This is a genomic window from Sphingobacterium kitahiroshimense (assembly GCF_025961315.1).
Classification (GTDB): Bacteria; Bacteroidota; Bacteroidia; order Sphingobacteriales; family Sphingobacteriaceae; genus Sphingobacterium; species Sphingobacterium anhuiense.
Genome location: NZ_JAOQNK010000001.1, coordinates 2,261,195 through 2,282,732, shown reverse-complemented (window position 1 = coordinate 2,282,732; position 21,538 = coordinate 2,261,195). Strand labels below are relative to the sequence as shown.

Below are 21,538 nucleotides of genomic sequence, written 5' to 3'. Positions count from 1 at the left end.
ATTATAGATATGTTGCTATTTCTCTTTCTAATCCATAGTTGCAGGCATTGGACATTCCTAAAAATTGACCAATGGCATTAATTTCTAAAAAATAAAACTTATCGCCAGATTTAATAAAATCTAAAGACCCTGAATTTAGATCTAATGCCTGCATCAATACCGTAATTTTTTGCTCTACTTCCAGAGGTAGGTTATACCGGACATTTCTATTGGGAATTTTGCTGTTGTATCTTCTATGATCAATCTTTGTTCTTTCATCATTTTGTGATATAATGGCTGTAGAATAAATTTTTCCATTTAAGTAGAAACTTCGTATCTCGAAATCTTTTTCGATCTTATCTTGAAAAAAAGAAATAAAGAAATTGGATTCTTTCTTTTGCTCGATGACCGATGTGTACATAATGCCATTCTGATTTTCATGAACCATATCTATTATCGGCGTACCAGAAATGGGTTTCACAATGGTTTGATTGATGATAACATCCTTCATATCTTCAGCCAAAAAATAAGGAGGTACATCCAATCCTACTTCTTTTGCTTTTTCTAAAACCAATAGTTTGTTAACATGACTATTACTTTCCTTATTGATGTGTTTTTTTCCTTCCAAAGATTTGATTACATAATCTGTTAACCAGTGCTGCACTTCAAACATATAGCGATTTATAGCTTGATTCTCGTACTTTAATGTATCAAATGCGATATTTCCTCGTCGATACCATACAGCAGTTATTTCATCAAGAAAAAATTGATTTCGCGTGCTTTTTAAAAGAATTCTTTTTTCTGCAGTTTTGATTTCAAATACCTCGTTTTCATGAATACGGATAAATTCCTTCTTCATAGCAATAAGCCACTTTATGACCGTTGTGGTCGTGATTTCATTGTTTTTAGAGATGATTAAAATCATAAATTTGAGTAGTGTATTATTTTTAAGTATAACAGTCTTTTTAAAAACATAAGCTGCTTTTGCAAACAAAAGCAGCTTATGTTTTAGAAATATATTTCGATTAAAACTGAAATTTAGTTTAATCTAGGTGAGGAAATCGGCCATCTTTGATCCATACTCTTGACAGGTATGTACCGCCATTTCCATCATAAACATCTACATCAGAGCAACCATGTGCATCGACGAAGTTTGAACGTATTTCATAAACACCACCAGACATGGCTAATCCGCCTACAGTATTTATATCGATTTTCTTCTTTTCCAAAGCAGAAAAATCCTTCATTCCAGTTAATTTCTTCATAACCTTAAAATTGAAATATTAACAACCTGAACAATCATAAAATCTAGCACGCCATTTACCTCCATGATAGTAATCTACATCCTGACATCCATTTTCATCTAAGAAATTAGATCTGATATACTGAGGCCCACCAGCCAAACTACCTAACACAGCTTTAGAATTATCTAAGTCTAGTTTTTTGTTTTCTAAAGAAGAGAAACTCTTCATTCCATTTAATTTTTTCATTTTTTTAAAATTTATAATTAACAAATTCAATGTACAATTGCTTGTGTTCTTTAAAATCAATCAGTAAGTCAATGGGACTCGGGCAACATACATATTCGCCAGGTAATCAATGTTCTTTTGAATAATGTTAGATGTACACGATGTGATGAATCGATTCAGTTCTTACCAAGAAACGTCACAATCTGACATATCCCATCCTCTTCCAACAAATCTACTACCGATGTACATATCATAATCTTGAGCACCGTCTGCATTTAAAAAGTTAGAAGAAACTTGGGTGAAACGTTCCTGAGATATACGACCTCCAGTAACACCTTCCACATTTTCTAAGTCTAATTTTTTGTTTTCTAAAGAAGAGAAACTCTTCATTCCATTTAATTTTTTCATTTTTTTAAATTTTATAATTAACAAAGGCCATGCACCATGTATGTATTCTTTAAAAATAATCAATTTAAAAGAGGTCTTTTTAGGCAATAAATATTCGGTTGGTATTTATGTATTTTCGAATGCTTTGGGTAAATATTCGGTTGATTAATAATTTTCTACGGTACGTTTTACATCATTAAATTTCAAAAAAAATACATGTAAAAAATGAGAAAGCCCAGCTTTGTAGCTGGGCTTTTTAGTAGTTTAGGGAGGGAGTGTTATCGTTAGTCACCTATGTAGAAGCTTTAAGCGATAGATAATCACGCCCATCATTTATTCTTTATACTACAATTATTTCTTAGTCTTTTGTCTCAAATTCAATATGATCGTGGTATGCGATTATCGCACATAAAGTATCTGTAAGTTTCTCTCCTAATTCGCTTCTGCTTTTAGAAAATTTTGTCCAAACAATTTTTACAGATGTCGCATAATCGTAAACACCAAAACCGCCACAAAGTAGGTCATTAAACGCGTCTAAATTATGCCCCGTTTGCCAATCAAGATCTTTCGTCAAGACTTGGTCGACTTCATGATAGAAACTTTCTAAATCAGAAAAATTGTCTCCGTTTATTATGATTGTCAGTTTGTCCATTTTAATCTTACATTATTATGTTCGCTCCTAATGGTTCAGCAAAACCAATCTACAAAAAAAGTAGGAATGATACCTATGCTACAGGAAGACTTTATCTAAAAATAAAACCATTCGCTATGCTTATTCACCTTGTCGTGTAAGCGTGTGTTGTTTTATTTCAAAATTCAATTTACTCTTTTGAGTATAAACTGTCAAGATATTCAACGACTGGTCACGTAATGACCTTGTTTGTTTTATATCTAAGAGTTCATTTCAGCGAGACCCTAGATAACCATCTTTTAGAGTCTCGCTAGGGTCTCGTTGAAAATGAGAAGTATTGAAAAAAACGATATGGCGTATAAAAGAAAAACCCTACAAATTGTACAATTTGTAGGGTTTTAATACATTTTCCTTGTTAGGATGCGGAGAGGGCGGGATTCGAACCCGCGGTACCGTTAAGTACACACGCTTTCCAAGCGTGCTCGATCGACCACTCTGACACCTCTCCGGAGTCTGTTGGCTTTAAACGCAGTTTTTATTTAAAAACTGGTTGCTTGTTTTCTAACAAATACTATATGCTTTAAGTCACGTTTTGCAAAACTGTGCCAAAACTGTGACGAAAAACTACACAACACCCGTAATCTTACAAGGTAAGGTTAGGAGTACAAAAGCTTTACAAGCAAATGAAAAATGGTTTATTGAGTTCTATTTCGAAGGAAAAAGACATCGTAAATCTGATGGATTAAATCGTATTAAGGATTATCAAAACAAAATTAAAGGTTTTTCAGAATTGCGTATCTATTATGAAAATCAATTGCGATCAGGTCAATTCAATACAATTGAAGCAATCAAATTAGAGATTCCTATTGTCTCAAAAGCAATTGAAACTTTTATTCAGTTCCAGATTGATAAAGGTTCAAGAATTAAAACAATACAGAGCTATTCTAGCAAACTCAAACTTTTAAATGAAACCTTTGGAGCGGTAAAAGTTGATTCATTACAATTCAGTCACATCAACAAACTTCTTGTTTCACTAGGTAAAAAATGGATGCCAAAGACATTTAATAACTGTAAAGGCATCTATTACGGATTTTTTGAATTCTGTATTTCAGAGGGCTTTATTGATGTAAACCCCGTATCAAAGATTAAGAATAGATACGTTTCTAAAACGGAGAAACATAAGGTATTCACGGACGAAGATTTTAAGACTATTATGACTGCTGTTGATAAAGACAAGATGCTATCATTGTTTGTAAAATCTATTTATTACACCTGTATTCGTCCAAAAGAATTGATGCAACTGCAACGCAAGCATTATGATTTCGAAAGAAATCTGATTTTCATTCCCTCACATATCAGTAAGAATAGAAAAGATGGTCATTCAACCATTTCTTTGAATTTTAAAAAGCTTTTAGAACCCTTTAGACATATAGATGACGAATTGTATCTATTCTGTAATGATGATTGTTTATATGGTACCATTCCATATCATCCAAATAGACCATACAAACGTTTTATTTCGATTCTTAAAAAACTCAATTTACATACTAAAGGATATACAATGTACAGCTTTAAGCATTTTAGTAATGTAAAGAAATTTCTCGCAGGATGGAGTTTAGCTGAAATTATGAAAGCTAATCGACACGCATCTATTGAAGAAACGGAAAACTATTTGAAGGATTTACTTGATTTTGTTGATATATCAGAAAAAGAAGTGCCAAGTATTTAAGCCTTTGCTATATATAATACCCCCTTAAGGGTGTGTAAATAACTGCAATCAAAAAATAAAATTAGCCCATTTCTCTTTGTGAGGATGGGCTTTTTTCTTTATAATTGGTATTTAAACAGTTATTTTATGGATTATCAGCTTAAATGTCAAGAATATGATTTCAATATTGTTTTTGATGAATTTCTTCTTAAATATTTTGACCCTTCTGAATTAAAAGTAAAAGATATGGGTGTTAAGTCACTGGTAAAAGGAAAATCAGATGAAGAACTGGCTTTAGAATTGTCAAAAATTCGACTGACCTCTAGATGGTGTCGTCATGATTTCTATACCTACAGCTACATTGATGAAACAGGAACTGAAATATTTCATCCTGATTATGATGTATCTACATATGCTAGTAAAGTTTTATTTAAGATGGAACAATCTGATTTAAATGAAGATGACTTAAAAGATGTTGAGGTCTTTGTTTTTTTGATGAAAGAACTAATCATGCTTTATACGACTGACCAATGGCATGAAGTTTACTCGAAAATGAACTCAGCAAACACTGAAACAATTGTATATTATGATGCCCAAGATATTAAAGCTCTTCGACTGTTACTTGATAAATTGGAAAATATTGAAACAGCTGAGGTTTTTTTTAGGAGAAAGGATAAATATGGGGTTGTTATAACTGCTGAAACTCAAAAGTTAAATGATAAAGAACTTAAAATGGCATTATCATTATACACTAAGCAAAAATATTACGAGTTTATATATGGATTTAATGCATTCACTCACCTTCCAACCGATGAAAGATCCGAAATTAAGTCAAATATCCTAAACATTCCTACATACATCAGAAGTCTGTAAAATGATGATGTTGCCTTTACAATTGATATACTCTCCACCATACATGGCGTTAAACCAAGCTTTACGTCTGCATACTTTAAAATATTAGAGGACCATGTAAGCTCTTTGTTAGTCAACAATAAGATTGACCCTTTATATGAGTACTTAAAACTACTTGTTCCTAGATTAAATAAGGCAATTGAGGAAAATGCTGATACTACATATCGTAAGAAAGATAAACACCTTTTATTATTCTCTTTATTGCGTTCTGCAAACTTATTACCAGACAAAGAGAACTTAGGTCTTGATGGAAATATCGATGTCAAAGAAGATTTCATAAAACAGCTCTTGCGTTAGAATACTCTAAATAGCTCAATCACCTAAAGGGGAGATAGAAAATTAATCATTTTTTATCCTCCTTTTTTTATGTCTTTATTTTGGCAATGTCAACAGCAAGGAACGGCAAAATTTATAAAGCTAGCAGTTGATGAATGTTCTTTGACTTATTGGTTATATCATAACAACGACCTGATCAATAGCTTATTAATATTGGTTCAGAGAAAAGGGGGAGACGGAAAATGAAGTAAAATTTAACCCTCTTTTTATTTTTAAAATCTTTGCATCATCAACAAGAAAGAGATTTAAAATAATCAAAAATGTTGATGAGTTCTTTGACATCATGGTAATACAAAAATTGAATACGGGATGGTAAACTCCATCCACAGTTAACTCAAAAGGGGGCGATCTAAAATCAATTATTTTAGTGCACCACAGGAATTACTGCTTATTTGCCGGCAACGAATCAGTAACTATCAAGCTCGAGATTGGTGGTTAACAAAAAATAAAAATGGAAAATTCACAAAGTGCTGATATCCCTAACCAGGTTGCGGAGTCAGAAAATAATCAAACGCAGTTAATCAATAATATTAAAATAAATAAACCTAAAAATATGGTAAAGAATAAAATAACAGCAGAGAGTTTAATAATCGAAAAGTCAACAAATGGTGTGGCCTCTAAAGAGGTGCTTAATAACTACAGTGCGTCTTTAACAGAAGCAGAAAGAGCGAATCTTACCAAATTATTAAGACATATTAAAAGTGGTTCACCAATAAATTTCAATCAACGAAAGATGCGCGATAAGGGTGGAAAAGACTATCATTTTATTCATCAATCTCTTGGCGGAGACGCTAGAACTGGATATAAGGTCATAATATTTGAAGGATTTGACCTTCTACTTGAACGGATGATGGTTGAAGATTTTGACAACACATTATTTGATGATTTAGCAACAGAATTAGCAAAATAAATTTTAAACCCGAGAGGTTGAAAGACACCTCTCACAAATTGTAAAGATAATGGCACAAATAGATTTTGAAGCTTTAAAAGCGAAATACTTTGGTTCAGCAGTTAAGGGAATCGAAAAGAAAGTCATCAATAAAGACAATGTGTTTTTAGATGATAATGAAGAAGGAATCTTTGATTCTTTACAACTTTTAGGAGACCTATCTTCATTAGGTAAAGATGTAAATGGTCTGAATGGAATTAAAGAATTCTTGCCTGCACTTACTAATAATAGAATTCTTCTCCTCAGTCCCCTTAAAACGGACAGAGCAGGAAAACCATATTATTGGGTAACTGATAGATATGGACGTGTTAAGCGAGAATTTAAACTCCCTGCCTTTGAATGGGTCGATAAATTACTTGAGGTTTCAGGTCGTGTTAAAATCGACCTAAAATTGGAAGAATTGATTCCTTTAGCTATCCAAAAAGTACAAGAAAAATCACAAAAAGTTTAAACAATGGGGGCTTTAATGCCCCCTTAATATATAAAAATATGAAAAAAAGATACTTAACCCTAAATAAAGGCGAGTTTTTAATTGATATAATGCCTAAAATTGAATCAAATACAGTCATAAAGAAGAATGTTACAAGTATTGGTGCTACGACCCTTGAAATTGAAACTTTAAGGAATTCAATTATTATTTTACCGAACCTTCCAGTTATTTTATTAAAAGAAAAAGCACATCAAAATAGGGATGTACTTGCTGTCTATGCTGAACGTACGATATTAGATATTATTGATTATATCAGTGACACAACAATACCTTTCAAAAAGATTCTCACTACACCAGAATCATTTCATAAGATTTTGGAGGCAATGAGAAATCAAAAAATTGATTATAGAAAGGATTACTTTCTCTTATTTGATGAATGTGATAAAATCTGTAAGGATATTGATTTCAGAAAATCAATCAGCTTGCCAATAGATGAGTTCTTTAAATTCGAAAATAAAGCTTTTATTTCTGCTACGGCATTAATACCAAGGGATCCAAGGTTTGACGAACAGGGTTTTGAAATGATTCATATACGACCTACATATAAAGTTGCACAGGATATTAAACTCTTTAAGACAAACAGCGCTTTAGATGCATTTGGGTATTTGATAAATCAGGATATTACCGAGAAGCATTATTTTATTTTCTGCAACTCCTTAAGCATAATAACTCACCTTATAAATTCGAATAATTTAAAGGACCAAAGTTCAGTTTTTTGTTCAGAATCAAGTGCAGAAAGGCTTAAAAGCGCTAAATTTAATCATATTGGGCATAAGTTAGATGAAACAAAATTCTCTAAGTATAATTTTTTGACTAGTCGTTTCTTTTCTGCTCTTGACATCTATTTTGATAAAGATGTGGAAATTTATATTATCTCAGATTTAGGAGTTGCAGACCACACTATAATTGACCCTGCAACAGATGCTATTCAAATCATTGGTCGATTTAGAAATAAAGACATCAAGAAAAATGTTACTATCTTTTTTACAGAAGATAAAGACTTGATTTCATTAAGTGAGTCCGTTTGTCTTGGTATTATTGATGGCTATAAATTAACCTATGATACTATAAAAAATATAGGTAAAACACTTAGTGATAAGGAAAAAGCTAGTTTGATGAAAGAGATAACTTCGTTATTGGAGTATAATCAGTTCCTGAATAGGGATGGTACCAAAGATTATTTTAAAGTTGATAATTATATCTACAAGCATTCGCTTAATAAATTATATCAGGCATATGATAACCTCATTAACGCTTATAAAGATTTAAAAATCGAAGACACAGATAAAACTTATTTTAATGTGACGTATGTTGGGCAAAGTGTGAGTGTCATTCCGAGCTCTTCCCAAAAGCTATTTAATACTGCTGGTCAAAAGTTTAAAACAACAGTTCGAGAAGTTGTGGCTTTACTTGAAGGTATGGAGGATAAGCAAATGTTTGAAATATCAAACAATGATGTTCTCAGGGCAAAATTGAAGTCATTGTACCCTGAAATTGTTGATGGATATGATTTAATTGACAGAGAAACACTAAAGTTAATTGAGAAGCCAAGAGAGTTAGAACGAGAAATTAAAAGAGCTATCAATGCAAAAATTTCTACAAGTTTTCATTTTTTAAATGATTTAAAAGTGGAGTTTTTAATTGGCGAAAAGCTTAGTACGAGTGACATTAATGCAAGATTTGCAACGTTAATTAAAAAGCATGGGTTAAAGATGAAGGCAACTACAACGCAACTTGAAAATTTCATTCTTTTAAGAAGATGCAAATTATATGATAGTACTTGGGGTCTTCGAATCGACGGATATAAAGATATTTCATAAATATAATTTGCATTGATTTTTACACCCTTAAGGGGTATTAAAACATTGCAATAATTATAAATCTGATCGATAATGTTTTCACAACCTTTTAGAGGCTAAACAATTTGAGACAGTAATTTCTCCACTTGAAACAAGGTGGAAAAGTTACTGTCTTTTTTTGCATCGTCACAACCGTACCATTAATAATATTAATGAAATCAAGTAAGCTCAAAAAATGCTACTCATTTAGTTGCAATGTATATATGCCACAAGTTGTTAAATGATATAATTCACTACTGATCAATGAATTACAGGTTTTAATTCTTGAACCAACGGTTTTAGCCTCTAAAAGTCAGGGCAATACACCAATCCCCTCGTAAATATCAACAACCATTTCCTTTCATTTTCAAGAAAAAAAAACACAAAATTTAAAAAAAATGCGTGTTTTTTGCACACCCCGGGTATACATGAAACAACCCCAACCTTTGTTCTACGGGGAAGGGAATCAGCATATTTACTTTCTACTATCCTTAAACTGAATGAATTTATTGTAAAGTAATCTAAAAATTAACATACCTTTGTATTTAAATCAAACAACGAAATATAGAAACAAAAAATATATAAAATATCAAGTTAAGCGTTAACTAAAAGTTCTTGTGATAGGAAACCTGAGAAATTTCAAAGCACAACAAGGACAGTTAGAGTAACGTTCTACGCATAAAAGCGTGGGGCGTAACCTTCCTGTTTGTGCATGGCCTTCTCAGGTGCCACTATCAGCAGTTCTAGGTTATAGTCCCACGCTTTTGTATTTACTAACCTATCGTAAAGGGATTCATCGGTACCTATTATTTTAATCATTATGCCAGCTATAGTTCTTTTTGCAATCTTATTTGCATTTTTTCGCTTGCGTTATTTGTCTGACCCAGTCAAATATAAAGGTTCAGGAGATGGTTCAACCATGTGCTTAATAGCACTTCTTTTTAGCATTTTCGCTAAAGTTGTTAGTTGATTTATTTAAAACGCTTTAATTATGACCGCTCAATCAAGTGAAGTATTTATTTATCAAGGCAGAATTTATTCTGATGCCTACAACGAACCATTAAGCAAATATCTATGCGATAACAATCTAAGTGAGGAGTTCATGGGCATTTCTTCCGCTTGTTGGCGTGGTTATACAGGTACATGGGAAATCATTAATAGTAAACTGTATTTAACAAATTTCTCGGGTTCAATGCAAATACCTAAAGTAAAAGGTTCGGACAAGACAGCACCTTGTGAATTTACTAAAACCGATCCACTAGAACCTTTTGGAATTAAGGGTGTTGGATTAGATTATTTATTTCCCGATCAAAAAGAAGTATTTGCCGAGTGGTATTCAGGTGAAATCAAATTAGGAAAGGGCTTTGTAAAATCAGATCATGACAATTTTGAAACACTTTACCGTAAAGAGACTTTTTTGAAATTTAAAGAGGGTATCCTAATTGAATTAAGAGTCGTGCGCAATGATATAAGTTTTCGTGACCGTATTCCTAACTATATAAAGCATATATATGAATCTGATGGTGATGATGATTTTCCATCTTTTCAAAATGATGATCTTTTAGTAAATAAAAAACCTCGCAAACTATTTAAAGAGAGACTTTATTCAATATTGGGAACGACTCTTTACACATTACTCATTTTTCCCTTTGCTGTTGTACAGTTAGGTGTAATTTTTTTTGAATATATCTGTGACAAAATATTTTTAAAGATTAAGAATTAACCAACTAAGATTGTAATACCTGTATGGTTTCCCGTATCGGCTGCCCATATGCCTAACGTATTTTTGAAGTGAAATTTAAGCCAATCACTTCTTGTATTTTAAACTGTTGTAATGGCTAACGACATTAAGCTTATTATTAATTTTATGAAAAAAGTATTTTTACTATTGATGACAGTGACAGCTATGCTGAGTTGTTCAAAGGATAATAGTCAAACTGTTGATGAAAAAAAAGATTGTTTAATCACAACTGTTGATATGGGGCTAAAGGATGAAGGTATTTTACATCTCAAATATGATTCACAAAATCGTGTTTCTCAAGTGAAGTTCGAGATGGACGAAACTGATTGGGGTGGCAAACATAGGATGCTCGAATATAATATTTCCTACACATCAAATAATGTAACAATTATTGGTGATGAATCTGCATTATTTACTTTGGATAGTAAAGGGCGTATCATTAAATCTGTTGAAAGTGATTCGGGAGAACACACATATATCTATAATTCTGAAGGCTTTTTAGAAAAAATTATTTCGAAAGGTAACACTGATCATGTTTTCACCTATTTGAATGGGAATCTTAAAAGTTATGTAAATGATCCATATAATATTTTTACAGAATATGATTTAAATAATCCTTATGTTCCCTATTCATATGATATTACCCAACAAAGTGGGATAATACAGTATGCTTATGGTATAGTTCTTTATGAGCAAGGATATTATGGTAAAAAATCACAAAATCGTGTTAGACAAATTTCCGGAAGTGGTATTGGTGGAGGTAAACACGATTATTCATATATACAGGATGAAAAAACTGGTAAAATGAAATCTGTTTTTATAAATCAAAAATACGATTCTTCTACTGATTTAGAGCGTATAAATTTCACTTATTCCTGTGACTAAATATTCGTAAGTTTTTAAATCTACCTCAATGTTAGCCTCTCCACATCGGAGGGGTTTTTTTATGCCTTTTAATTTACAACACAATATGAAAAATTTATCAAATGTGGCGGAAATCACCGTCCAATTTAAGCCTAATTTTAATGTTTCTGAATGTCCTCAAATTTCTGATTCATCTACAGCTCATACAATATTAAAAGAGTTCTGGGACGAAGGATTGATGCAATTTTTGGAAGAGTTTAAGGTCATCTATCTCAATAATGCAAATCATGTTCTTGGCATATCAGATATTGCAATGGGAGGGAGAGCTTCCGTAAGTGTGGATATGAAAACCATTTTTTCTATTGCTCTAAAATGCTGTGCATCAAAAATTATCTTATCCCATAATCACCCATCAGGGAAACTAATTCCTAGTTCTCACGACCATGCTATTACGAAGAAAGCTATTGAGGCTGGTAAGGTTTTAGATATACAGGTGTCTGACCATTTGATAATAGGTGTTAATGGTTACTACAGCTTTAGAGATGAAGGAGATTTTTGATACTTGGAATTTAGTTTTTTATACCCCTTAATAATTTTGTTGTCTCACCTGTAATCATCACCACTCACTTGAAACCTTTGTGGGTTTCTGTGAGGGTGATTTATCATTTTATAACCTTATTTTGTCAAATAAATAAAAATATCTGATCACGATTTGTTAAAACATTAAAACACAATAAATGTATAGGTTTCTGAACCTGTTTTTTGAAATCCCAAAAAGGAGCAAATTCTATTTCCTCTTATTAAAAGATATTGCTGGATAGTATTTTTAGGATTTAGCCTATAAATATTATTTCGATCTACTTCATTCAAATCATGAAATTTAGCTTTCTCCTTGCTATCAAATAATCTGTACGATGTCAGGTTGAAATCTTTATTTGTAATATCCTTCTTAAGTAAGGAAAAATGTTCCCCTAAATTATTTGGATCGCGTAAGCTCTCTATAGCGCCTATTGCATTATTATAACCTGCTGAGTCATTGTAAACAACATAATTTAATACTATCTCCTTTGGGCTAACATTTGAATTATATACCTTCTCATAAAATACTTGTATCAAATAATTTTGATCATTAATTTGTGCTTTACACAAAGATGAAAATATAATAATCATTAGAAATAATAAGATCTGATTTTTCATATCATTTTTTTGTTAAGGACAGCTTCCCTTTTTCGAGGGGGCATTGGACTTTTTTGTATTTTTAGTTGTATTCGGGAAATTCCCTGATTTAATGTCTTCTCCTAAATTTCCCGGAGATGTTCCATTAAAGACCATATTTGTCGCTTTAGTTGACGGAAGATTAATTCCTCCCAATTTCCCAACAGCTATTCCAAAATCGGTGCAATCATAAATATTAACATTATAAGTTTGAGGAGGATTATTGGCATATGATACTATGGAATTTAGCTGATTAGCAGTTATATTTTTTGTTATACTCACATGATGCATCTCTCCACTATTATCCCTAAGTTCTGAGTTATAATTTTTACCTACAGCAACCATGGCGCTATTTGATCCACTTTCTGGATAGAAGCCGTAATAACGTTCAATACCGCCTTGTTTTATACCAACAAAAACATGGCCAACTTCATTTGGTCCTACTAGATCTCTACTTCCTTCTTTTGCTTGTTGAACGTATATTGTTAACTCAGCGGGCTGACTAGTATTAAAACAGTTGTTTTCTTTCTTCGGATCAATTTTCGGACCTGACGCTAAAATATTAAAGGAAGTTATTGCTCCACTTCCCCCACCGCTTCCACTACCGCTTCCCCCACTTGAACAACCGTCACAGCCGATATCATCGAACGGTGGAAAGTCTGGTAAATTTGGATCGATCACTTCATCTGTACATATTTCTTTCATTACTGTTACGCAATGTCCTTCCATGCATACTGTTTGTTGTGTAAGTTTTACGGCAGGTTTTCGTATTTAGCTTTGCAAGCTTATTATTCGAAGAAGCGTAAATCTCTATCAGCTCATTTTTTGAAATATATTTATTGTCTAAATAATTTATATAAGATGATTTCGCTGTTAATAAGTCTTCAAAAATAATAAGACCACCGCTTTTAAGATCTTTAATATCATCTGGAAATACTGTTAATACTTTAAATTTCCAAACCTCATCGATTTGAGATGCTAATAACCAAGTTTTATCAGCCAATGAATACTCAGTGCCATCCAATGTTTTTGAGAATCGAGTACTTTTTGATGTTAATGGAATGTAATATCCTCCTTTTACATTTTGTTTTTTATTCCAATCCGGGACGTAATCATAATTTTTAATTTTGATCTCCCCCTTAGATTTATCATATGAAGATATCAAATTATTGTCAATCTGAGGAAGTTCATAATGTCTACACCCTAAAAAGAATAGTATAAAGGCTAAACAGATGTAAGTAAATTTCATTTTTATAAGGTTTATTTCCTTTAAAGATACTATCTTTTATTATTTAAAGCGTTAATAAGAAGAAAAGAATTTGTTAATTAATTTTAATTGGTGGAAATAAGGCATTCCGTTTTGGAATTACCGCCATGAAGATACGCCAAACCAAGTTAAAAAAGAAACAGGATTACATCCCAATTCTTTTTTAATGCTCCGCAGTTTGTCATACTTCCTGTTTTGGAAACTCCTTCACTTCATAAAAACTCCTTTGTGTTTCATAATAAGCATTACATGCCTATTAGAAACTCAACCGTTTTTCGAATTTGGCTCGCCTGCTTAGTCGCTCAGGCTACGATGTTGTCACTATTTTTGATATCCCCCTCACACAATCCCTTTTCAAAAATACCGCCAACAGTCTCCGTGTACTTCGTACATATCGTTGAATCATGCTACGCATTTTTTTTCAACGACCTTCGCTCAACTCGCAGGACGGCGAGTGTATTAACTGGATTGTGTTACTAATTGTTGCAGAAAAATAATACCCCTTAGGGGGATGAGAAATTGTGCAATTTGATACAAAGTATTTGGATTTAGACGAAGGAATTTAGCAGGGGATACATATGTAAAGAATGAAGTCCAAAATAAGTGTGCCAAAAGTGTGACAAGAAAGTATAATAAAATAGGGTTTCAGATACGTTATGATTTGCGTATATTTGATGTAAATGTGCCTTAAATGCATAAAAAAAGCCCTATCGTAAGATAGAGCTAGTATTTGAGCGGAGAGGGCGGGATTCGAACCCGCGGTACCGTTAAGTACACACGCTTTCCAAGCGTGCTCGATCGACCACTCTGACACCTCTCCGGAGTCTGTTGGCAAAAATAGAAGTATAATTCTATTTTCCAAAACAAATTTTATTAAAATGTGTTATTTCCGCATTAATAAAAAAACTACCTTTACTCAAGGTGTTTGAAATAAGAAAATTATGGTCAATAAAAAATTATGGGCAATATTACCGATTGCAGCTCTAGCATTTGGTTGCCAATCCAATAAAAGTTCGGATCAGAAACAAGCAGATCGAACTGTATTTTTAGATGTATCCGGTATGGATACGACAGTTCATCCAGGAGATAACTTCTTTATGTATGCCAATGGACAATGGTTGAAGAAAACAGTTATTCCTCCATCAGAGTCTGGCTGGGGATCATTTTATACCTTGAATGATGAGAACTTACAAAAGCTTCATGGTATTTTAGATAAGGCCGCTCAGTCCAATAGTAAAAAAGGTACGGATCAACAAAAGGTTGGCGATTTCTATTCCAGTGGAATGGATACCCTGACGATAGAAAAGCTTGGAATTTCACCTATTCAGGCTCAGCTGAAGAAAATTGATGATTTAAAATCCATCGAAGAACTGATTGCTTATAGTGCCGACGGTTTTAAAGAGGGGGAGGGAGATCTTTTCTCATTTTATATCGCTGCCGATGAACGTATGAGTAATAAAAATGCCGCTACTTTTGTACAGGGGGGACTTAATCTTCCTGAAGCAAGTTATTATTTGGATCAGGATGAAAAGGCAAAGAAAATACGTGAAGCTTATACGAATTATCTCAGTAAGCTGTTTACCCTTGCCGGTCAACAGGCTACAGCTAAAGCGGATGCCGAATCTGTCCTTAAGATTGAAACTGCAATTGCGAAATCTCATCTTAATCCAGTTGAATTACGTGATCCGATTAAAAACTATAATAAAGTTGCGGTAGCAGCTTTTCAAAAGGAGACACCTAATCTGAACTGGAATGATATCTTGGGCAGATTAGCAATTAAAACAGATACTTTATTGGTACAGCAACCGAAGTTTTATGTTGCTCTAAATAATTTGTTAAAATCTGAACCGCTACCAGTATGGAAACTAAAATTGAAGGCGGATCTGTTGAATTCATCAGCAACAGCATTGACAAAAGACTTCCGTAATGCACAGTTTGAACTGTATGGTAAAACTTTGCAGGGGCAGAAAGAGCAAAAGGAACGCTGGAAACTTATGGTCAGTACGGTCGATGATAACTTAGGAGAAGTACTTGGAAAATTGTTTACCGAAGAATACTTTAAACCTGAGGCTAAGAAAAGAATGTTGGAGTTAGTTAATAATTTAGAAATCTCATATCGTGACCGTATTGAAAAGTTAGATTGGATGACTCCTGAAACCAAGAAAAAAGCGATCGAAAAACTGCAAGCTTTTACTAAAAAGATCGGATATCCAGATAAATGGAAAGATTATTCTGATGTAGAAATCAATAAGGATACTTATTATGCCAATTTACAAGCTGCATCACGTCATGCTTATAAGGAAATGATCGAAAAAATGGGCAAACCAGTTGACAAGACTGAGTGGTTGATGACAACACCTACTGTCAATGCATACTACAACCCACCTTATAATGAAATTGTATTTCCTGCAGGAATACTACAGTTTCCATTTTTTGATGCAAATGCCGACGATGCAATCAACTATGGTGCTATAGGAGCTGTAATCGGACATGAAATGACGCATGGTTTTGATGATCAAGGTCGTCAATATGATAAAGAAGGAAATCTAAAAGATTGGTGGACTCCAGAAGATGCAACTAAGTTTACGACAAAAGCTAATCAGGTAGCCTCCTTATACGACGGTTTTACTTTACTGGATAAACAACATGTGAATGGAAAATTGACATTAGGAGAAAATTTAGCGGATATCGGAGGTCTTAATATTGCATTCGATGCTTTCAAAAAAACAAAGCAAGGACAAGATGCAACCAAAATAGATGGATTTACACCAGACCAACGTTTCTTTTTAAGTTTTGCTCAAGTTTGGCGTATTAAAAATAGTGATGAGCGAATGAGCATGCGTTTGAAAGTCGATCCGCATAGCCCTGAAGAATTCCGTGTCAATGGTCCAGTCTATAATATGGAAGCTTTTTATCAAGCATTCCAGGTTCCAAAAACTGCGAAGATGTATGTAGCACCAGAGAAACGTGTTGCTGTTTGGTAGTGGTAAATAAAAAGTGTAATATATTTTTAGAATTGAATAATAATTGCTAATTTTGCCGTTCATTAACAATAAACACATTTAATTAATTTATTAACAATGTACGCAATAGTAAATATAGCAGGACAGCAATTCAAGGTTGCAAAAGACCAATTTCTTTTTGTGCACCGCTTACAAGGAGAAGAAGGCGCTAGTATTGAATTTGACAATGTATTGTTAGCAGAAGATGGTGGTAAATTCACAATCGGTACTCCGAACGTGGCAGGTGCTAAAATTTCGGCTAAAATTTTGTCTCATTTAAAAGGTGATAAAGTTATCGTTTTCAAGAAAAAACGTCGTAAAGGCTACAAAAAGAAAAACGGTCACCGTCAACAATTCACTAAAATCCAGATCACTGGTATTACATTATAATTGAATTTTTAATCAGACATTAGTCTTAAATTGAGATAAAGAAATGGCACATAAAAAAGGTGCGGGTAGTTCTAAGAACGGCCGTGAGTCACATTCGAAACGTTTAGGTATCAAAATCTTCGGTGGTCAAGCTGCTATCGCTGGTAACATCATCGTTCGCCAACGTGGTACTAAACACAATCCTGACTTAAATGTTGGTATTGGTAAAGATCATACATTGTTTGCTTTAGTTGATGGAAAAGTACTTTTCCGCAAAAAAGCTAACAATAAATCTTATGTTTCTATTATTCCTGCAGAAGTTTCTGTAGTTCCTGTAGAGAAGGCATAAGTTTTTTTGCTACACAATATTTGTAAAAGGCGTTAAGTTTACTTAACGCCTTTTTTATGTTTTAAAGCTTAAGTAAGAGCTTCTTAATAAAATTGTATACATTTATTTCTTCAAGAATCTAAGTTTGGTACAATTTTATACAGGAATTGCAGTTTATAGATAATATTAAACGTTCATGATTTATAAAAGTCTACCTTACAGTATTCCAGCAGTTGTGTTATTGTTGTTGTCATCTTGTAGTTCGATGTATATGCCCAATGTGCCAGCCGCGCCAATGTTTAAAGATGCTGGTGAAGTATATGTTTCCGGAAATATTAATTTAAAGGGAAATATTTCTGCCAGTGGAGGAGTCGCCGTTTCAGATCATATCGGAGTGATTGCAAATGGTTCTTATGTGGACCGAAAAGATAGTCCTACAGATTTTGCTCAAAAAATGGGTGAGTTGGGTATTGGCTATTTTACGACTTTTGGTCAACGGCGCAATCGTATTCTCGAAGTATATGCAGGTTATGGGATGGGTGTTGTAAATGAACTAGATACAAGGACATCAACGGCGGGGCCGGCAGTGGTAGAAAGCCGAGATATGGATTTTAATAAAATATTTGTCCAAGTCAATTACTCTTCCACAAAACGTGAAAAAATTCGTTTGTTTGGTGGAGATCGCGCCTTGAACTATGGTACAATTTTACGATTGTCACATGTAAATATGACAGATTTTAAAATAAACCAGCTTAATGCAAATAAAGAACAGAATGTTTTGATAGAACCTGTATTCTATACCCGTATGGAAGTAGGGCGTGGCTGGCAGATACAATATATGACTGGCATGAATTTCGGTTTGATGAGCAATGATTATTTGAAAGCAGGGCATCCGATAAATAGTTTGGGAATTCTTTATAAATTTGGAGGGAAAAATTAAATTATGATAAAAGTATTGAAAAAGAACTGGCTATTGATGTTAATGAGCGTGGCATTTTTGAGTAGCTGCGGGATCAGTAGGCAAAAAGCCCAGATTGAAAATCTTGGTAAGTGTAAGTTTGATATACAGTCCGTTGATAGCATTCGTGTAGCGGGAACTTCCATTCAAAAAATAGTGAAAGCAGATGGTATTGATCTATCGGCACTACCGAGTGTAGCTTTGGGAATGTTGCGTAAAAATATTCCATTGGATGCCGTAATTCGCTTGAAAATTGAAAATCCGACTTTAAAGAAAGCTGCAATTAATCAGTTTCAATATATTATTCTGTTTGAAAAAAAGCAATTAGCAGAGGGAATTGTTAATCAGTCGATTTCTTTGGACCCTGGACAATCTACGGTGGCCTCGGTAAGATTAAATACAAATATTTATGAGTTGATCAATAATGGTGATCTCGCTGGGTTTATCGGATCTAATTCAAACACTAAAAAGGGTTTGTTTACAATAAAGATTAAACCTTCGATAAATGTCGCCGGTAAATCAATTTTTTATCCCGGATATATAACGATTGATCGTGAAGTTAGCCGTAATATTTTATTATAAAGGATACTTGTAATTTTCAAATAGGGTCTGTAAAACATTGTTTTACAGACCCTATTTTTTTTATTCAATTGTCATTTTTTATCTGTGTAATAAAAAAGTTATGATACTTATTGTTTAAATTACACAATGAAATTAATATCTTAGACAAATAATATATCTGGATTAGTGGTGGGTGATGACCAATTATTTATAGAAAAAAATAGAAATGCGTAAAAGTTTACTTGCTCTTATCTTGTCAGGAATGTCCAGCTCGTTGTTTGCACAGCAAAAGGTGGAAAGCTACGTACAAGAAATAAAAGGGACAAAATTGAAGTTTGACATGGTTGCGATTCCAGCTGGCGTATATAAACAAGGTGGGAATGTTAAAGCAGATGAAAAGCCTATTCATGAAGTGAAAATAGCTCCCTTCTGGATAGGGAAATACGAGGTAACCTGGAACTTGTTTGAACCTTTCTTGTATAAAGATTATGAGTTGACTCAAAGTATAGATGGCAAGATCACTCCCGAAGTGGATGCAGTAACACGTCCTACAAAACCATATTTAGATATGACCTTTGGTATGGGTAAAGAAGGTCACCCAGCTTTGGCCATGACCCATTATAATGCAATTCAGTTCTGCAAGTGGCTGTACGTACGTACAGGAGTTTTTTATAGATTGCCAACAGAAGCGGAATGGGAGTATGCTTGTCGCGCCGGAAGTGATAAAGCGTATAGTTTTGGAGATGATGCCGCTCTATTGGATCAATATGCTTGGCATAAAGGCAATAGTGACGGTTCAACACATCTTGTTGGAACTAAGAAGCCAAATGCTTGGGGTTTATTTGATATGCATGGAAATGTTTCAGAATGGACTTTTGACCAATATATCGAAGATTATTACCAGCAGTTTGACGGTAAAGTAGCTGATAACCCCGTTGCAATACCTACTAAATTATATCCCAATAGTGTAAGAGGCGGTGCCTTTGATAGTGAAGCTGTAGATTTAAGAAGTGCATCTCGGGTAGCTTCAGATCCATTCTGGAAACAACTAGATCCACAAATTCCTAAAAGTAACTGGTGGTTCCCTGAAGCTCCATTTGTAGGAATGCGCTTAGTAAGACCTGTGACACCTCCTTCGCATGAAGAAATAATGGCCTATTATGATAAGGCTCCAATTAAAGATTATTAATTATAACCAAAAAACCTAAAATATGGAAAATTTTGAACGTCGTGATTTTTTAAAAACGACAGCAGCTATCGCAGGCGGGACAGTTTTAAGTTCAGTGCCATTGGTAGGAGCATTTGCCGCAGGAAGCGATGTAATTAAAGTTGCATTGATCGGTTGTGGTGGACGCGGTACAGGTGCAACTTTTGACGCCCTAAGCTCAGGATTTAATATTAAAGTCGTTGCATTAGCTGATGCTTTCAAAGATAATTTGGACAGCACATATAAAACATTAAAAGATAAATGGCAGGATAAAATTGATGTTCCTGAAAAAAATAAATTCGTTGGATTTGATGCCTATAAAGAAGCTATTAAATTAGCCGATGTGGTGATCTTAACAACTCCTCCTGGATTTCGTCCGATTCATTTTGAAGAAGCTGTGCGCCAAGGTAAACATGTATTTATGGAAAAACCTGTTGCCACAGATATCCCAGGGATCCGTAAAGTTTTGGCAGCTGCTGAAATTGCTAAGAAGAAAAAACTGAATGTAGTGGTGGGTCTTCAACGTAGGTATCAAACAAACTATAGAGAAGCGATTAAAAGAATTCACGAGGGTGCAATCGGTGATGTTGTTTCTGGACAGGTATACTGGAATAGTGGTGGTGTTTGGGTAAGACCACGTAAGCCGGGACAGACAGAAATGGATTATCAGATGCGCAACTGGTATTATTTTAACTGGTTATGTGGTGATCATATCGTAGAGCAGCACGTTCACAATATTGATATTGCCAATTGGGTCAAAGGTGCATACCCGGTACGTATTCAAGGTACTGGTAGCCGCGCGCATAGAACAGGTAAAGAATATGGTGAGATCTATGACAACTTTGCATTGGAGTTAACTTATCCTGATAACTCAGTTGTATACAGTCAGTGTGCGCACTTCGAAGGGGTTACAAATCGTGTCGACGAACAGTTTCAAGCAACAAAAGGTAGAGCTTACCTGTCAGCAAATGGACAAGCAGTACTCTGGGATGCTAAAGGAAATGAAATCTATCGTCATGAACCAAAAGGAAATCCAAATCCTTATCAACAAGAACATAAAGAATTGTTTGAAGCAATTTCAAAAGGTGAATATAAATTTGATAATGCAGAATATGGTGCATATAGTACTTTAACAGGTATTATTGGTCGTATTGCATGTTATACAGGAAAAGTAATTAAATGGGATGCCGCCTTAAAGTCGGAAATCGATATTATGCCTACAAATTATGCATGGGATGCTTTACCTAAGATATTACCAAAAGAAGATGGTTCGTACCCGGTAGCTATACCAGGTCAGAATACAAATTTATACATTTAATAAGAGGAT

The 21,538-nt window shown here is 33.8% G+C and carries 23 protein-coding genes and 2 tRNA genes; 15 read left to right on the top strand and 10 right to left on the bottom strand.

All coding sequences use genetic code 11. From position 1 onward, the window contains the following. Position 1: 1 nt before the first annotated feature. The 6 genes from gwsG to M2265_RS10340 form a co-directional block, all read right to left on the bottom strand. Complete coding sequence (gwsG, locus tag M2265_RS10365) at positions 2 to 904, bottom strand: grasp-with-spasm system ATP-grasp peptide maturase (RefSeq protein ID WP_132771938.1); 903 nt, start codon at positions 902 to 904, stop codon at positions 2 to 4. Between the two features lie 118 nt (positions 905 to 1,022). After that, positions 1,023 to 1,244 (bottom strand): TIGR04139 family peptide modification target, encoded by a 222-nt coding sequence (locus M2265_RS10360; protein WP_132771937.1) that lies wholly within the window; start codon positions 1,242 to 1,244, stop codon positions 1,023 to 1,025. 18 nt (positions 1,245 to 1,262) lie between these two features. Further along, positions 1,263 to 1,469, bottom strand: coding sequence for a TIGR04139 family peptide modification target (locus tag M2265_RS10355; RefSeq protein ID WP_132771936.1), 207 nt, complete (start codon positions 1,467 to 1,469; stop codon positions 1,263 to 1,265). 162 nt (positions 1,470 to 1,631) lie between these two features. Then, on the bottom strand, positions 1,632 to 1,856 hold the full coding sequence (locus M2265_RS10350) for a TIGR04139 family peptide modification target (RefSeq protein WP_132771935.1): 225 nt from the start codon (positions 1,854 to 1,856) through the stop codon (positions 1,632 to 1,634). A 337-nt stretch (positions 1,857 to 2,193) separates the two neighbouring features. After that, positions 2,194 to 2,487 carry a barstar family protein gene (locus M2265_RS10345; protein ID WP_132771934.1) on the bottom strand — a complete coding sequence of 98 codons (294 nt, stop codon included), beginning with the start codon at positions 2,485 to 2,487 and terminating at the stop codon, positions 2,194 to 2,196. A gap of 402 nt (positions 2,488 to 2,889) precedes the next feature. Further along, a tRNA-Ser gene (locus M2265_RS10340) sits at positions 2,890 to 2,974 on the bottom strand. Between the two features lie 105 nt (positions 2,975 to 3,079). Here M2265_RS10340 and M2265_RS10335 point away from each other — a divergent pair. The 8 genes from M2265_RS10335 to M2265_RS10300 all read left to right on the top strand — a co-directional run bounded on the left by M2265_RS10335 (position 3,080) and on the right by M2265_RS10300 (position 11,863). Further along, positions 3,080 to 4,195, top strand: a complete 1,116-nt coding sequence (locus tag M2265_RS10335; RefSeq protein ID WP_132771933.1) for a tyrosine-type recombinase/integrase — start codon at positions 3,080 to 3,082, stop codon at positions 4,193 to 4,195. Between the two features lie 126 nt (positions 4,196 to 4,321). Continuing rightward, positions 4,322 to 5,047: a hypothetical protein gene (locus M2265_RS10330; RefSeq protein WP_132771932.1), complete on the top strand. Its 726-nt coding sequence runs from the start codon at positions 4,322 to 4,324 to the stop codon at positions 5,045 to 5,047. 826 nt (positions 5,048 to 5,873) lie between these two features. Beyond that, complete coding sequence (locus M2265_RS10325) at positions 5,874 to 6,332, top strand: hypothetical protein (protein ID WP_132771931.1); 459 nt, start codon at positions 5,874 to 5,876, stop codon at positions 6,330 to 6,332. A 49-nt stretch (positions 6,333 to 6,381) separates the two neighbouring features. Further along, the gene (locus M2265_RS10320) at positions 6,382 to 6,822 is read left to right on the top strand and encodes a hypothetical protein (RefSeq protein ID WP_132771930.1); all 441 of its coding nucleotides are present in this window, start codon (positions 6,382 to 6,384) and stop codon (positions 6,820 to 6,822) included. Positions 6,823 to 6,860: 38 nt separating this feature from the next. Next, positions 6,861 to 8,681, top strand: a complete 1,821-nt coding sequence (locus M2265_RS10315; protein ID WP_132771929.1) for a DEAD/DEAH box helicase family protein — start codon at positions 6,861 to 6,863, stop codon at positions 8,679 to 8,681. 1,009 nt (positions 8,682 to 9,690) lie between these two features. After that, a complete protein-coding gene (locus tag M2265_RS10310) occupies positions 9,691 to 10,422 on the top strand; it encodes a hypothetical protein (RefSeq protein ID WP_132771928.1) in 732 nt (243 codons plus the stop codon). 111 nt (positions 10,423 to 10,533) lie between these two features. Beyond that, positions 10,534 to 11,325, top strand: coding sequence for a DUF4595 domain-containing protein (locus M2265_RS10305; RefSeq protein WP_132771927.1), 792 nt, complete (start codon positions 10,534 to 10,536; stop codon positions 11,323 to 11,325). A gap of 85 nt (positions 11,326 to 11,410) precedes the next feature. Next, positions 11,411 to 11,863, top strand: coding sequence for a JAB domain-containing protein (locus M2265_RS10300; RefSeq protein ID WP_132771926.1), 453 nt, complete (start codon positions 11,411 to 11,413; stop codon positions 11,861 to 11,863). A gap of 164 nt (positions 11,864 to 12,027) precedes the next feature. Here M2265_RS10300 and M2265_RS10295 read toward each other — a convergent pair whose 3' ends face one another. The 4 genes from M2265_RS10295 to M2265_RS10280 form a co-directional block, all read right to left on the bottom strand. Further along, positions 12,028 to 12,501, bottom strand: coding sequence for a hypothetical protein (locus M2265_RS10295; RefSeq protein ID WP_132771925.1), 474 nt, complete (start codon positions 12,499 to 12,501; stop codon positions 12,028 to 12,030). Between the two features lie 12 nt (positions 12,502 to 12,513). Next, positions 12,514 to 13,248, bottom strand: a complete 735-nt coding sequence (locus M2265_RS10290; RefSeq protein WP_132771924.1) for a hypothetical protein — start codon at positions 13,246 to 13,248, stop codon at positions 12,514 to 12,516. Then, positions 13,202 to 13,768 (bottom strand): hypothetical protein, encoded by a 567-nt coding sequence (locus M2265_RS10285; RefSeq protein ID WP_132771923.1) that lies wholly within the window; start codon positions 13,766 to 13,768, stop codon positions 13,202 to 13,204. Before M2265_RS10285 ends, M2265_RS10290 begins: the two co-directional genes overlap by 47 nt. 753 nt (positions 13,769 to 14,521) lie before the next feature. Next, positions 14,522 to 14,606: transfer RNA gene (locus M2265_RS10280), tRNA-Ser, on the bottom strand. Between the two features lie 121 nt (positions 14,607 to 14,727). Between M2265_RS10280 and M2265_RS10275 the strand changes: the two genes are divergently transcribed. The 7 genes from M2265_RS10275 (at position 14,728) to M2265_RS10245 (ending at position 21,529) form a co-directional block, all read left to right on the top strand. Continuing rightward, positions 14,728 to 16,770: a M13 family metallopeptidase gene (locus tag M2265_RS10275; RefSeq protein WP_243655472.1), complete on the top strand. Its 2,043-nt coding sequence runs from the start codon at positions 14,728 to 14,730 to the stop codon at positions 16,768 to 16,770. Between the two features lie 96 nt (positions 16,771 to 16,866). After that, positions 16,867 to 17,178 (top strand): 50S ribosomal protein L21, encoded by a 312-nt coding sequence (gene rplU / locus M2265_RS10270; protein WP_021189835.1) that lies wholly within the window; start codon positions 16,867 to 16,869, stop codon positions 17,176 to 17,178. Between the two features lie 43 nt (positions 17,179 to 17,221). Continuing rightward, a complete protein-coding gene (gene rpmA, locus M2265_RS10265; RefSeq protein WP_021189836.1) occupies positions 17,222 to 17,506 on the top strand; it encodes a 50S ribosomal protein L27 in 285 nt (94 codons plus the stop codon). Positions 17,507 to 17,681: 175 nt separating this feature from the next. After that, on the top strand, positions 17,682 to 18,425 hold the full coding sequence (locus M2265_RS10260) for a hypothetical protein (RefSeq protein WP_132771921.1): 744 nt from the start codon (positions 17,682 to 17,684) through the stop codon (positions 18,423 to 18,425). Between the two features lie 3 nt (positions 18,426 to 18,428). After that, positions 18,429 to 19,025: a hypothetical protein gene (locus tag M2265_RS10255; RefSeq protein WP_021189837.1), complete on the top strand. Its 597-nt coding sequence runs from the start codon at positions 18,429 to 18,431 to the stop codon at positions 19,023 to 19,025. Between the two features lie 205 nt (positions 19,026 to 19,230). Then, complete coding sequence (locus M2265_RS10250; RefSeq protein WP_021189838.1) at positions 19,231 to 20,193, top strand: formylglycine-generating enzyme family protein; 963 nt, start codon at positions 19,231 to 19,233, stop codon at positions 20,191 to 20,193. Positions 20,194 to 20,215: 22 nt separating this feature from the next. Beyond that, positions 20,216 to 21,529 (top strand): Gfo/Idh/MocA family protein, encoded by a 1,314-nt coding sequence (locus M2265_RS10245; protein ID WP_132771920.1) that lies wholly within the window; start codon positions 20,216 to 20,218, stop codon positions 21,527 to 21,529. The last annotated feature ends 9 nt before the right edge of the window (positions 21,530 to 21,538 follow it).